The 14,819-nt window shown below is 41.8% G+C and carries 12 protein-coding genes and 1 pseudogene; 8 read left to right on the top strand and 5 right to left on the bottom strand.

Features of this window, described 5'->3' with window-relative positions; all coding sequences use genetic code 11:
- Position 1: 1 nt before the first annotated feature.
- Genes IPP77_10805 through IPP77_10785 form a run of 5 tightly spaced genes read right to left on the bottom strand, consistent with a single transcriptional unit; the run spans position 2 to position 3,586 of the window.
- Positions 2 to 229: a ferredoxin gene (locus tag IPP77_10805; GenBank protein ID MBL0310138.1), complete on the bottom strand. Its 228-nt coding sequence runs from the start codon at positions 227 to 229 to the stop codon at positions 2 to 4.
- Between the two features lie 2 nt (positions 230 to 231).
- The gene (locus IPP77_10800; GenBank protein ID MBL0310137.1) at positions 232 to 1,473 is read right to left on the bottom strand and encodes a U32 family peptidase; all 1,242 of its coding nucleotides are present in this window, start codon (positions 1,471 to 1,473) and stop codon (positions 232 to 234) included.
- Positions 1,474 to 1,527: 54 nt separating this feature from the next.
- Positions 1,528 to 2,268: an SDR family oxidoreductase gene (locus IPP77_10795; protein MBL0310136.1), complete on the bottom strand. Its 741-nt coding sequence runs from the start codon at positions 2,266 to 2,268 to the stop codon at positions 1,528 to 1,530.
- Positions 2,265 to 3,035, bottom strand: a complete 771-nt coding sequence (locus IPP77_10790; protein ID MBL0310135.1) for an XdhC family protein — start codon at positions 3,033 to 3,035, stop codon at positions 2,265 to 2,267. Before IPP77_10790 ends, IPP77_10795 begins: the two co-directional genes overlap by 4 nt.
- Positions 3,032 to 3,586, bottom strand: coding sequence for a nucleotidyltransferase family protein (locus tag IPP77_10785; protein ID MBL0310134.1), 555 nt, complete (start codon positions 3,584 to 3,586; stop codon positions 3,032 to 3,034). Before IPP77_10785 ends, IPP77_10790 begins: the two co-directional genes overlap by 4 nt.
- A 281-nt stretch (positions 3,587 to 3,867) precedes the next feature.
- Between IPP77_10785 and bcrC the strand changes: the two genes are divergently transcribed.
- The 8 genes and pseudogenes from bcrC to IPP77_10745 all read left to right on the top strand — a co-directional run bounded on the left by bcrC (position 3,868) and on the right by IPP77_10745 (position 14,817).
- Entirely contained in the window at positions 3,868 to 5,043 is a 1,176-nt protein-coding gene (gene bcrC / locus IPP77_10780) for a benzoyl-CoA reductase subunit C (GenBank protein ID MBL0310133.1), read from the top strand.
- 32 nt (positions 5,044 to 5,075) lie between these two features.
- Positions 5,076 to 6,375, top strand: a pseudogene (bcrB, locus tag IPP77_10775) (benzoyl-CoA reductase subunit B).
- A gap of 39 nt (positions 6,376 to 6,414) precedes the next feature.
- Positions 6,415 to 7,848, top strand: a complete 1,434-nt coding sequence (locus tag IPP77_10770) for a benzoyl-CoA reductase subunit A (GenBank protein MBL0310132.1) — start codon at positions 6,415 to 6,417, stop codon at positions 7,846 to 7,848.
- Positions 7,849 to 7,877: 29 nt separating this feature from the next.
- A complete protein-coding gene (bcrD, locus tag IPP77_10765) occupies positions 7,878 to 8,717 on the top strand; it encodes a benzoyl-CoA reductase subunit D (GenBank protein ID MBL0310131.1) in 840 nt (279 codons plus the stop codon).
- Between the two features lie 11 nt (positions 8,718 to 8,728).
- The gene (locus IPP77_10760) at positions 8,729 to 10,474 is read left to right on the top strand and encodes an AMP-binding protein (protein MBL0310130.1); all 1,746 of its coding nucleotides are present in this window, start codon (positions 8,729 to 8,731) and stop codon (positions 10,472 to 10,474) included.
- A gap of 1 nt (position 10,475) precedes the next feature.
- Positions 10,476 to 11,693 (top strand): 2-hydroxyacyl-CoA dehydratase, encoded by a 1,218-nt coding sequence (locus IPP77_10755; protein ID MBL0310129.1) that lies wholly within the window; start codon positions 10,476 to 10,478, stop codon positions 11,691 to 11,693.
- A 14-nt stretch (positions 11,694 to 11,707) separates the two neighbouring features.
- Entirely contained in the window at positions 11,708 to 13,555 is a 1,848-nt protein-coding gene (locus IPP77_10750) for a 2-dehydropantoate 2-reductase (protein MBL0310128.1), read from the top strand.
- 2 nt (positions 13,556 to 13,557) lie between these two features.
- Positions 13,558 to 14,817: a thiolase family protein gene (locus IPP77_10745; GenBank protein ID MBL0310127.1), complete on the top strand. Its 1,260-nt coding sequence runs from the start codon at positions 13,558 to 13,560 to the stop codon at positions 14,815 to 14,817.
- Positions 14,818 to 14,819: the final 2 nt, after the last annotated feature.

The following is a 14,819-nucleotide window of genomic DNA, read 5'->3' as shown; positions in this document are numbered from 1 at the left end:
ACTATTTCATTTTATCAACGTGAATAATCTTTACCGGGCAATTCTTTGCTGCGTTCATCGCGCTTCTATATTCTTCTTCCAAAATATTCAATCCGTAAATTCCTTTTTTCTCCACTCCTCCTACTAAGGTACACTTGCCGTCTTTGCGCGACATCCGCCATCTGCTTTTATCCGCTTCTACGCAGGCATTGCAACCTATACATTTACTGCGGTGATGAAAAATTCTCAGCCTCACGCATCTACCATTTTATAAACTTTATCGGAGGCGCGAATTTTTATTTTCACAGGCATCGAGAAGATATCTCCCCGCTTTACTGTTTCGCTAGTTTGATTATCCAATCTCAGCTCTTTCACCGTGGTTTGAATTAAACCGGTGGTAGGACCACTAATCATAATTTCATCACCCACAGATAGATTGTGTGATTCCAGTAAAAATTCTCCAACATTTATGTTGTCAAAATACTTAATTCCCTTACCTACATATATTTTCCGCTTCGTTGCTTTTGAGCCATAATCATCACTCCATTCACCCAACTTTTTACCAAGATAATATCCATCCCAGAAACCACGATTGTAAACGGTGGCTAATCGGATTTTCCAATTTGCTATTTTTTCTCCGGTATAAGTTTCATTTGATATAGAATCAATCGCTTCGCGATAACATTTAGTGGTAGTATAGACATAATCTGCACTTCTGCCTCTGCCTTCAATCTTTAAAACAGAAACTCCAGCTGCAATTAGTCTATCGATAAAATCAATAGTGCACAAATCCTTTGCGGACATGATATATTCATTGTCTATCTCTAACTCCATTCCAGATTCCTTATCCGTCACCATATATTTTCTTCTGCAATTCTGAATACAAGCACCTCGGTTTGCTGAAGCAAAGTCGGTGTGCAAACTCAAATAACATTTGCCAGAAACCGCCATACACAAAGCTCCGTGACCAAAAATCTCTATGCGAACCAAGTCACCAGATGGTCCTTTGATTTCTCTTCGCTTTATTTCCTTCACCATCTTCTCCACCTGTTCAAGTGTGAGTTCCCGGGCCATTACCATCACATCGGCAAACACTGAATAAAATTCAACAGTTTCTATATTGGTGATGTTTGCCTGCGTAGAAATATGGACCGGCATTCCAATCTTCTTTGCATAGCTCATGACCGCATGGTCGGAAGCAATGATAGCAGTGATACTATTTGCCTTTGCCTCGTTCACAATCGTTCGCATCAATGAAAGATCGTGATCGTATAGAATAGTGTTAAGCGTGACGTAGGTTTTGATTTTATTCTCCCTCGCTATTTCCGAAATCCGCTTTAAATCATCCAGCGTAAAATTAATACTTGACCGTGCGCGCATATTCAACTGCTCAATACCAAAATAAACGGCATTACAACCTGCCTGAATAGCAGCCATCAGCGATTCGAAGGAACCCGCAGGCGAAAGCAATTGTATATTTTGAATCTCGTTCATAGCGATGTGCGAAGGTGCATGGAATAAACCTTGTAAATTATGATTTGGTTCAGGTCAAATTCCGGCTCCAATACTTTTACCTCCATCTACATAAATCGTTTGGCCAGTTATAAATTTTGTTTGCTCTGCTACCAAAAATGCAACCACATTAGCTACATCATCGGGGCTGCCCATCTCTTTGGTGGGCTGAGCATCTTTCAAGCGTTGCAATACTTCCTGTTTCAAATTTTGTGTGAGTGGAGTATCAATCAGACCCGGGGCAACAGCGTTCACCCTCACATTGTATTTGCCCAATTCGAGTGCCAGCACACGAGTTAGCGCAATGACTCCTGCTTTAGACGCAGAATAATTACTCTGACCTTGATTGCCTAGCCAAGCACGTGATGCAATGTTGACGATGCATCCATTGTTTTGCGTTCGCATAATTTTTGCTGCTTCACGACACATTAGCCAAGTGCCTTTCAAGTTAACGTTCATGACTGCATCAAAATCTTCTACACTCATGTTCCAAATCAGGTTATCGCGAACAATCCCCGCATTGTTCACCAGCACATCAATATGTTGGTATTTATTTAAAATATTTTCGAAAAGATGTTGAACATTTACCTCATTACGGATGTCGGCTTTGATAAAACCTAATTTGTTCGTTTCGTGTTCCGCTATCAGCATTTTTCCGCCTTCTTCATCTAAATCAACCGCGATCACAAAAAAACCATCGGCTATCAATCTGTTGGCAATCGCTTTACCTATTCCCTTTGCGGCACCGGTTATTACCGCTATATATTGCACATTCATACCATACCAATTTTATTTTTCACTGCAATCAACTTTGCCAAAATGCTGATGGCAATTTCTTCAGGGCTCTCCGCACCAATATCTATTCCCATAGGCATATCCACTTCGTCTAGTTCAGTTTTAGAAGCAATCAATCCTTCCTCAAACATTTTTTTAGTCATTTCAACTTTACGCTGGCTGCCAATCACACCGAGGTAACCATGTGGTTTCTTTAAACAAGATGCTAGAATATCGCGGTCAAAGGAATGATTGTATGTCATAATACAGATGAATGTATTGTCATTGAAAGGTAATACCGGAAGCACTTCGTGGTAATTATTATTGAGTTTGTCGATCCCCTTGATCTTTATTTCATCGAGATACTCTTTGCGGTCATCAATTACCAACACTTCAAAACTGAAATCGAGTGAGTATTTCGCCAGTGCGTAACCGGTATGACCTGCCCCAAAAATGTATAGTTTGCTTTTCTCCATCACTGGTTCTATGTAAATCTCCATTGTGCCTCCGCAGCACATATTATGCTGCTGTAATAATTCATGTTTATATACTGTCGGTCTTTTCGATTTTAAAACTTCCAAAGCATCAGCAATTGTTTTCTTTTCCAAATGGCCGCCTCCAATTGTCCCAAATATTTTCCCATCCGGAAAAACCAACATTTTAGCTCCTACATTGCGAGGAGTTGAGCCTTTCGTACTGGTAACGATACAAAGGGCAACTTCTCCTTTCAGTTGATGGACTTCCGCAATTATTTCAATGATATCTTTCACATTTCAACAGGCGCTGCCTCGTCTTTAATAAAGAACTTCGCATAATCACTTGGAGTGTTGATGTTCACTAAAATTCGCCTGTCTCCTGTTTCTACATTAATTCTGTTGAATGTTGTGAGTACTTCATTTAGTTTACGGTCATTACCTTCTATTTGAAGAATATGCTTAATAATTACTGATGATAACAAAATAGGGTGACCTCCTTCTCCATTAAAAATTGGTACTGCGTAATCAGCCTTCGTTCTTGCCTCCACTAATTGCTTTATAAGTCGAATAGAGGTAAAAGGATTGTCAATATTCTGCAGAAAGCAGAAATCAGCATTTCGATTTTGCGCCAAACCCATTTTGAGAGAATACATCTTCCCAAACTCCGGAAAGAGGTTCGTAAGCCATGTGATATCTTTAATTTCACCTTTCAAAAAGTTTAGTTCTATAGCAGGATGGAGCACTACTATAATCTTCTGGATTCCCGCCTTTTGATAGACTCGAATGAGGTGCTGCAAAAAACTTTCATTCTCGGCAAACCGTAAATCTGCCTTTTGGGAACCCATTCGTTTCGACCTGCCCGCTGAGAGAATAACACATGCAATATTTGACTCTAAATCCACCACACCTATAGCTAATATTAACTAAGTTTTCTTGTAATTGTTTACAAGTACTAATAGAATAGAATTAGACAAAACAACACATGATAATTGTCACTAAATAAACTACGAAATAACTATTTAGACTTTGAGTTTGGTCATGTGTTTCGGGAGCGGTAATGGTGAGAATTGTAAAATTAATTTTTAGAAAGGACGACTCTGAAATACAAACGGATACAACAAAGATTATGAAAGAAACACCGGTTGAATTAGAAGCTATTATAGAGGAGTGTAAATCGCTGGCATTCGACCTCAATTTCACTTACGCAAAGAATTGGAAGAAGGAAGCGCCCAGTAGAATTCTTGTCGGCTATTTGCCAATTTATATACCGCGTGAAATAATTCACGCGGTAAATGGCTTACCTATAGGAATTATGGGAGCGGGGGACCGCAAACAGATTATCAAAGGAGATGCTTACTATCAATCTTACATCTGTCACCTACCGCGCGGAATTATAGAAATGGTGCTTGATACTAATCTCGAAAACTTTGATGGCTTTCTTTTCCCCTCTATTTGTGATTGTATTCGGAACCTTTCCGGCATGTTTAAGTTGGTAAAGAAAGGGAAGTTTACCCGCTACTTCGACTACCCGCAGAATTTCGAATCTCATATTGGTGGAACCTTTTATCGCGAGTTGATAGAGACTATCCTTAACGATATGTTTCAGATTAACGGAGTAAAAATGACCCCTGATAATTTGAACCGCTCCATTTTACTTTACAACCGCAACCGGCAACTGATCGAAACCATTTACTATGTTCGTCAGGAAAACCCTGAGAGATTATCTGCGGTAGATACATATCACCTTTTGCGGGCAGGGCTAACTATTCCGGTAGAAAAACACAACAAAATTTTAGAGCAAGTGGTAAATCTTATTCAAGAGAATTACGGGGAACAGATGGACAATATCCGAGTGGTTATTTCCGGATCATTCTGCGAGCAACCACCTATCGGCCTAATCAAATCCATTGAAATGGCCGGATGTTACATTGTGGACGATGATTTTATGCTCGGCTCGCGCTGGATACAAGGAGATATAGATAACACTACTGTCGATCCACTGAATGAAATGGTGGAAGCTTTCCTGACCAAAAGTGCTCCTTCTTCTGCATTGTACGATGTAGGCAACCCGAAAGGTGATCGCTTGGTGAAACTTACCCGCGAAAGAGATGCTGACGGTGTGATATTCTGTGCGGCCAGTTTCTGCGACCCGGCATTATTAGATCGTCCCGATTTGCAAAAAGCCTGCGATGCAGCTGGAGTAGCACATATCAATTTTCAGTTCCACGAAAACACTGGACAGTTTAAAGTAATTAAAGAGCAAGCAGGAACATTCAGCGATTCCATAAAACTATGGGTGTAATTTTAAAAAGGAGTAGATAAAACGAAAATATTATGGCAGATCCAAAAGAGGCAGTTAAAGAAAAAAGCATGGTGATTCAGAAAGAGATGCTCGCCAATCTTTTTACTGAATTGAGTACCGCAAAAGAAAGAGGGAAAAAGGTAGTTTACACTTTCGTGCCTAAACATTACCGAGTTGATTCTCGCATTGGATATGCTGCCGGTGTATCCCGAAATAAATGCGTTGCAATCGGGTATGCGTAAAAAATCGGGTTCTTACATTAAAGATGCCGAAAAGTTAGGATTCAGCGAAGATGTTTGCACGTATGTGAAATGCGACATCGGCATGATGCTGAACGGCAATATAGGGCCAACGGGAGAGAAACTTCCCGAACCCGACTTATTGTTGCTGAGTTATACCGGCTGTTTCACTTTTATGAAATGGTTCGAAAACCTAGAACGATTATATCCGGGGGTAGAAATCGCCATGCTGCATACTCCTTACCAAGAGGATGGGAAAATCACTCAAGACCAGGTGGACTACATGGTGAAGCAATTGAAAGAGGAAGTAATTCCCAAAATGGAGAAAGTGGCAGGAAAGAAATTGGATTACGATCGGCTCTCTAAAATGCTGGAGAATTCGGCCAAAAGCGAAGACCTCTGGGTGAAAGTGCTAGAATCGGCAAAGAACAAGCCCTCTCCTATTGATGCCTACTTTGCCGGAGTGTATTATATGGGGCCCATGAATACCGCCTTTAGAGGAACTGATGTAGCACTAGAGTACTATCAGGAATTATACAATGAAGTTTCTGAAAGATTAGCGAAGGGCTTATTGCCTATTAATCCGGAAGGCGAATTGAAAGAAGAGAAATTCCGCTTAGTGGTGGAAGGACCTCCTAATTGGACCAACTTCCGCGAGTTCTGGAAAATATTTTATGACATGGGAGCTGTGATTGTAGCCTCTACATATACAAAAGTAGGAGGCTTATACGATCAGGGCTTTCGGCACGATCCGGAGAAACCCTTGGAGAGCCTGGCCAAATACTGCATGGGCTGCTACACTAATTTGAACTTGCCACAGCGCGTTGATTTGATTGAACATTATATAAAGGAGTACAAAGCCGATGGTTTTTTGATCAACTCCATCAAGAGTTGTAATTCCTTTTCGGCAGGTCAGTTGCTGATGATGCGCGAAATAGAACAGCGTTGCGGTATTCCGGTGGGTTTTATTGAAAGCGATCTGGTGGACCCGCGCTATTTCTCTTATGCCAATATCAAGAATCGCTTGGAATCATATTTTCAAATGCTTGGGCAGCGTAAAACAATTATGGAACAAGAAGTACAAGGAGTTTAAAATAGAAAAAAACATTAAAACCGAACAAACCTTTCTACCATGAGTAAATATTATCTCGGTGTTGACCTCGGCTCTACTACTTCTAAGGCAGTAATTATTAATGAGCAGGATGAAATTATAGGACGTGGTATTACTAACACCCGTGCCAACTATTCGGTGGCTGCCGATATTGCTCGCGATGAAGCGCTGTACAACGCTCGCTTCTCAGTGCTCAAGAAAAACTTAGAGGCTGAAATAAAAGCACGACCTGAATACAAGAAATACATTGACGATCTGGAAAGCGTTTTCCAGTATGAGCAATTTAAAGTTCGCTTGGATAATTTGGGTGATGAGTTGGTAAAAACCTGCAACATTTTCTTTCAGGATGAAGGGACGCGTGATAATATCCTGAATCACTTGCGCAATATTCGAAAAGCCTTTAAGCCAAAGATAAAACACGATTATATTTATAACAATCTCGGCTCAAAAAATCAATTCTTCCGCGATGTAGTTTCCGAAAAATATAACGAAGAAGTAAACAAGCTCGACTCTACACATTTCGAACCTCTAATGACCGTGTGGGATAAAAGTATTACACCGGCCGAAAACAAGGTAGTCTCTTTCAATTTTAGACAACTAATTCACGAAGCCATGGAATTGCTGAAAGAAAAGTACGATAACCTACCAGAGTTGAAAGAGAATATTTCGATTGACAGCGAAAAGGATTTTAATACCGAGATGTACTTGCTGAAAGGCGATTTTAAAAATGTTTCAGAATCTTTGCAAGAGCGGATTGATGAAGTAGCCGACCTAGAATTCAACATTGCCAACATGACCGGCACCGGTTATGGTCGGGCGCTGCTCCCTTTCCCTGAAGATTGTATCCGCTCCGAAATTCTTTGCCATGCCTTCGGCGCACACGCAATTTTTCCGAACACCCGCACGGTGCTCGACATAGGCGGGCAGGATACCAAAGCTATTCAGGTAGATAAATATGGATTGGTGACCAGCTTTCAGATGAACGACCGGTGCGCCGCCGGTTGCGGGCGTTACCTCGGTTACATTGCCGATGAAATGAGCATTTCGCTCAACGAGTTAGGCCCTATGGCTATGAAGGCAGAAAAAGAAGTAACCATTTGCTCTACCTGCACCGTATTTGCGGGTGCTGAGTTGCGCGAGTTGACTAACATAGGCGAAAAGCGCGAAGATATTCTGGGCGGTTTGCACAAAGCCATCATCATGCGCGCCATGTCGCTGATTGCGCGAAGCGGTGGCGTATTCAATGAATTTACATTTACCGGTGGAGTGGCCAGAAACCAGGCTGTCATAAAATATCTGACGCAGTTAGTGAAGGAAAATTATGGCGATGGCATTACCATCAATATTCATACTGATTCCATTTTTATGGGCGCGCTGGGAGGTGCCATGTTTGCGCGCAGAAATATAAAAACCGATTTGCCAAGCGCTAAGAAAGCAAGTCAGGTGGCTGTTTAATAAAATTACGTTTCCAAAAAACAAGTAAGATGATAACTCCGATTTACACCATAGGAATTGACGTAGGCAGCAACTTTATTAAGCTGGTGCTGATGGAATATTCCGATACTCCGAAATTGGTTGACCAGCAAACTGAAAAAATCCGCAAGCGCAATCCCACCACAGTGGCCGATGATATGGTCAACACCATGCTTGCCAAAAATATCTTGAAATACGAAGACGTGGCCTACCTCGCCAGCACCGGAGAAGGTGATTTGGTAAAACGTAAACGCGGACATTTCTATGGTATGACTACTCATGCACGCGGAGCTAATTTCTTTTTTCCCGATGCCAAAACAGTGGTTGACCTTGGAGCCTTGTATGTACGCGCCATTCGCACCAGCGAAGGAGCGCGGGTGCAGGACTATAAAATGACCGGTCAGTGCGCTTCCGGTTCTGGTCAGTTTCTCGAAAATATTTCGCGCTACCTCGGTTTGAGTATAGAAGAAGTAGGCGATGTTTCCATGCAAGCCAATGAGCCTGAAATATCTTCGGGTATTTGCGCAGTGTTGGCCGAAACCGATGTCATCAACATGGTGTCTCGCGGCATATCAACGCCCAACATCATCAAAGGCATTCACCTTTCCATCGCTTCGCGCATCATCAAACTCATGAGCTCGCTCAAAGGCGAATCACCGGTGGTGCTCACCGGTGGCATGGCGCTGAACAAAGGCATGTTGCAGGCCATTGAAGAAATGTTAGAGGAAACCGGTAAAAAGTATGAAGTAAAAACCCATCCCGATGCTATTTATGCCGGAGCCATTGGTGCCGCATTATGGGGCGGTTACCGACATTATAAATTATTGGAAAAACAATCAGTGGCAGCGTAAAAAAACACTCTATGCAAACGCTGAAAAATGAAATAGTCTTAGGAGAAGTAATTCCAAACATGGCTACCTTGCTCGAAAGAAATGTGGCAACGTATGGCGATAAAATTGTTTTTCAGCAAAAGCAAGCTGGTATTTACAAAGGCATTGCTTGGAAAGAATTATACGATAACATTCTCAACATAGCGTTCAACCTTCAGCACAAATTCAACTTTAAGCAGGGCGATAAAATGGTTATTTTCTCACCCAATTGCATGGAGATGCTCGAAATGGAATTGGCTGTGATGGCCTGCGGAGGAATTGCTGTCCCCATCTTCGCTTTCTTTTATAAGGAAACTGCCGAACTTCTCATTAACCATAGCGATGCAAAATATTTAGCGGTTGCAGGTGAAACACAGTTGAGCCGGTTAAATAAAGATTTGAAGCTGGAGCATGTTTTTGTGTTTGATAAAGTCAGCCACAAAAAATTCAACCAACAACATTCGTTGGAAGAACTGCTCAGCAAACGCAGCGATAAAAATTTCAAATTGAACATTGCTGCATACCCCGATAACATTTGCCTGAACATGTACACCTCCGGCACTATGGGGACTCCCAAGTGTGTTCAGTTAATGCATGAAAATATTTTATCACAGCAAGCGGCTCTGTCGCAGATATGGAATGTTGACAGCAACGACCGATTTCTTTCTTACTTGCCTTGGCATCATAGCTTTGGGGGAATTTTTGAGCTCTTTGCCGTACTTTGCAACGGTGCCAGCATGTTTCTGGAATCGGGTTATGGGAAAGATCCGAAAGAAATTATGTTGAATTGGAAAGCAATCAAGCCTACCGTGTTCTTCAGTGTTCCCAAAGTTTATCAGGCGCTTTTTGATTTAACAAAATCTGACCGCGAAGCTGAAGAACTGTTATTTCACTCACAACTCAAATTCATTTTTACTGCTGCGGCAGCCCTTCCTCAAAAACTTTCCGATGAGTTCGAAGAAAGAGGTATTACTGTAATGGAAGGTTGGGGCCTAACTGAAACCTCTCCTTGCTGCACCCTCACTAACCCAAACAAAAAACGGCAAGCAGGAGTGGTAGGTCAACCTATTCCGGGCGTTACCATTCGCTTAGCAGAAGATGGCGAAATACAAGTGAAGGGCCAAAACGTGATGAAGGGCTACTATAAAAATGATGAAGCAAATAAAGGAATTTTTACCGATGACGGATTTTTCTGCACCGGTGATGTGGGTGGATTTACTGAGAGCGGATTGAAACTTATCACCCGCAAAGACCGCATCTTTAAACTCTCGAATGGCGAAAAAGTGATTCCCTCTGATTTAGAGAAACTGATTGAGCTGAAATGCCATTACATCTCTTTCGCTATTGTAGTGGGTGGTGGTGAAGAATATCCGGTGGCGCTTCTATTTCCCAACAAAAAAAACATTGTCAACTCCGCTTACGAAAAAACACCTCTAGATGGCTGTTTTTGTCCGCGTAACTTAAGCGAGTTACAAAAATGTTTACACGGTTGTCTCAATGATGCCAACTGCGGTATTGGACAAAAGTTTTCGAAAATAAAAGCCGCCATGATTATTGACGAAGAGCTTTCATTAGAAAACAACACCCTCACTCCGAGCATGAAGATGGCTCCTAAAAATGTGGCGTTTGCATACAAAGCACATCTTGAGAATTTGTATGGAGCTAATAACCCCTTAGAGGAGGATATTTACATCATTAAGTTAGAAGATGTACCGGCTATCAAAAAAATGACCGTGTAATATGTACGAAATAAAAGCAGCACAAGAGATGAAGCGCATTATGCGCGAATACTTCCTCTCGCTAGAAAAGAGAGAAAAGAAAATAGCGTGGTGTACCAGCGTGGGGCCAGCTGAGTTGTTGCGTTCTTTCGGTTTCGAAGTTTACTTCCCAGAAAATCACGGTGCTTTGTTGGGAGCAACTCGCACAGCCATGGATTACATACCAGAAGCCATCAAATGCGGATACTCCGGTCACGTTTGTTCTTACACCACTTCTGATATAGGTTCTTATTTAAAAAAAGAAACTCCGCTGCAAAAGCATTACGGAATGCAAGGTGCGCCCAAGCCCGACCTAATTGCCTACAACACCAATCAATGCCGCGAAGTGCAGGATTGGTTTAACTTTTTCGCTACCGAATTTAACTGCCCTATTGTCGGTATTGAGCCGCCTCGCTATCTCAATGAAGTAACACAGGAAGCAGTGGATTTGGTAGTGAAGCAGTTCAAAAGAATGATTCCCATTTGCGAACAGATAAGCGGACAGAAATTCAATCTAGATAAATTTAAAGAAGTCATTAAACTGAGCAAAGAGGCCACTTTGCTCTGGCAGAAGATTCTAAAAACTTCCACTGCCATGAATGCTCCACTAAGTTTTTTTGACGGCACTATTCACATGGGTCCTATTGTTGTTTTGCGCGGAACCCAAGTGGCAAAAGATTACTACACCATCTTATTAGCCGAGTTGGAAAATAATGTAAACAACAATATCGGCTTTCTGCGCCAAACTCACACACGGATATTTTGGGAAGGAATGCCTATATGGGGCAAGCTGAGAATGCTCAGCGATTTGTTTACATCCAGCGGTGCCGCAGTGGTAGCTTCTACTTATTGCAGCAGTTGGGTGTTCGATAAGTTTGATGAAAACGACCCTTGGAATTCTACCGCTCGAGCTTATACCGAAATCTTTATCAACCGAAGCGAAAAGGCAAAAATGAAAATGCTGGCAGCTTGGTTTGAAGAATACAAAATTGACGGCATTGTTTATCACGATAGTAAAACCTGCTTCAATAATTCCAACGCAAAGTTTGGGATGCCACAACGGTTGAAAGAAATAACCGGTGTTCCGGCTCTAGTCATTGAAGGAGATTTATGCGACCTCCGCTTTTTCAGCGAAGGACAAAGCACTACTAAGATTGAAACCTTTTTAGAACAGTTGGAAGAAAGTAAAGTAATGAGCTAAACCGAAGCGAAAAAATGAGCAACAGTAAAAAAATAAAAGTCGCCATTATCGGGCTTGGTCCCGTGGGGATGATTATGGCTGTGAAGTTACAGGAAGCCGGTTGCGAAGTGGCTTTATGCGTGCGAAATGAAGTAAGAAGTCAAAAGATTAAAAAAGACGGAATCATTCTTGAAAACCTCATTAAATCTTCAGCACGTTTTGAAAATATTTATCAAAGTATTGAAAATATGTCTGACTTCGATGCAGATTATTTAGTATTTGCGCTAAAGTCTTATCAAATGCCTGAAGCAGTTAAATCCGCTTTATCGCTCAACACCGAGAAGTTAACGGTTATATCGGCTCAAAACGGAGTGGACGTAGAGGAATATTTAACTTCTTCCTTTGGTGAATCGAAAACCTTGCGCATGGTGGTCAACTATGCAGGCAATACTATTTCTCCCAATACCGTGAAGGTTACGTTTTTCATCCCGCCAAATTATATCGGGTCAGTAAATGATGTGCGAACAGAACAAGCTAAAGAAATAGCGCACTTGCTTTCCTCGGCAGGGATGGAAACTAAAGCCGTGAATGCTTTCGATATTCTAAAAAGAAGCTGGGAGAAAACCATTTTGAATTCCTCATTAAGTGCCTTGTGTGGTGTGGGTAGATTGACGATGGCAGAAGCCATGAACGATCTCGATACTATTGAGTTAATAGAGCAGATTATTAATGAAGCAGTGGTAGTGGCCGAAAAAGAAAAAATTTATTTCCCCGATGATTTCATCCGGCAGTGTATGCGATACCTCAAAAAAGGGGGCGATCACTTTCCCTCTTTGGCGCTCGACCTCATCAATAACCACCCGACCGAGATTGACTTCTTCAATGGAAAGATTGTAGAGTACGGGAAGAAACATTACGTACGTACTTCACTCAATCTTTCATTCACCAATATGGTTAAGGCCATGTCGAACAAGAACATTGTTTCGCGCATTCCGGGAGCCACAGGAGATGTCAACAAAAAAATTTTTGAAAAGGGTTTGGTGAATAAAATGGCTATCCCTAGCACATTTAAAAATATGGCTTGTTTCCTCGGAATAGATTTAGGCTCTGCCTATACAAAATTTACCGTAATTGAGCAAAACGGAACCACATTATTCCGCTATTTCCTTCCTACACTCAGCAGCGATAAGCAGGCACAGAAAAATATTCTGCAAGTTATTGCTAACAATTTCAACATTCAATATAGTTGTGCCACCGGCTATGGCAGAAAGCATTTCTCAGAAACCGATATTGTGAAAACTGAAATCAACTGCGCGGCTGCGGGTGTCTCTTTCCTTCATCCAGGCGAAAAAAACATCATTGACATAGGCGGAGAAGACATCAAAATAGTTCGCTGCGACGAGGATAATAACGTTGAAAATTTTTATATGAACGATAAATGTGCCGCAGGTACGGGTTCTTTCCTTGCTGAAATTGCCGAGCGCGCTAACATTAATATTTCTGAGATGAGCAGTCTCGCATCGTTATCTAACTACGATAAAGAACTTAACAGTTTCTGTACTGTGTTTGCCAAAACGGAAATCATGAACTGGATTTTTGATGGGATGTCGCTCGAAGATATTTCTCGCGGCATCTACATTTCTATAGCCAACAAGGTTGCCAAAATGCGTCTCGATCCCGGAATACCAATTTATATGATTGGCGGAGTGATTGCTCATCACCCTTATCTAAAAACGCTGCTAAACGAAAAGTTTAATAAAGACATTCAGATAATTGATGCGCCTCAATCTGGAGTTTCTTATGGCGCTGCGGTGATTGCTATGCAGACCTACAAGAGAGTGAACCAAGCAAAAATCAATGAAATAAAAATTGCAGTAAATTAAAAATGAAAGCATACCACGATAAGGAAAAAGGATTTGGAATTGTGTACGATGACATTTATTTGGTGAATGGTGCGCGTACTGCTTTTGGGAAATTCTGTGGTACTCTTGCCCGCATTTCTCCCACTGACTTAGGAATTTTTGCTAGCCGTGCTGCTATCGAAAAATCAAGAATTGCTCCGGCAGATATTGACCAAATCATGATGGCAAACATCGGGCAAAGTTCTTGCGACACCTATTTTCTTCCCCGCCATATTGGTTTGTATTCCGGAATTCCGCAAGGAGTTCCGGCTGTGATGTTGCAACGTATCTGTGGCTCAGGATTTGAAACCATCACAGCCGGTGCAGATCAGATTTCTCTCGGCAAGGCAGCAGTGGCTTTATGTGGAGGAACGGAGAATATGTCACTGGCCCCTACAGTCAGCTACGGAAATCGTATGGGCTATGCACTGGGCAAAATTGAATTCAAAGATTTCTTGTGGGAAGCATTAAACGACACAGCAGCTGTGCCGATGGGATGTACTGCTGAAAACATTGCGCGTCAATACAAAATTACGCGCAACGACACTGATGAATTTGGGAAACTTTCGGTTGATCGCGCCGTTACTGCAACGCAGAAAAAGTTTTTTACAGAAGAAATCATCCCCCTTAATTCCACCGTGTTTGAAATGGAAGAATTGAAACCGCGTAAAGTATTCCTTCCGAGAAAGGTAACCGATTTTATTGCTGATGAAAACATTCGTGCTTCTACTTTAGAAGAGATGGGGAAACTTGCTCCCGCATTTGAAAAAGAAGGCGTGCAAACGGCGGCTAACTCCAGCGGCATTGTAGATGGAGCGGCTTCAGTAATTGTCGCTAACAAGAATTTCATAACTAGTAAAAATCTTAAGCCGCTTACTAAGGTGCTGGCCTCCGCAAGTTGCGGTGTTGATCCGAAATTAATGGGCTTAGGGCCGGTACCGGCCATTCGTTTGCTGTTGGAATTAACCGGATTGAGGGTATCTGATATTGGACTGTTTGAAATCAACGAAGCATTCGCGGCTCAGTTTATTGCTTGCGAGCGCGAATTGGGATTAGATAGAAACACCTGCAATGTAAACGGAGGAGCTATTGCCTTCGGTCATCCTCTGGCAGCCAGTGGAATAAGATTATCACTTACACTTTCACGTGAAATGAATTTGAGAAAGGTGAAATACGGAATTGCATCAGCTTGCATTGGTGGTGGACAGGGTAACGCAATTTTGTTTGAAAACTTAAATCAATAATA

Source organism: Bacteroidota bacterium, assembly GCA_016722375.1.
Classification (GTDB): Bacteria; Bacteroidota; Bacteroidia; order Chitinophagales; family LD1; genus Bog-950.
The sequence above is the reverse complement of the archived record's forward strand: the minus strand, read 5'-3'. Positions and strand labels throughout refer to the sequence as shown.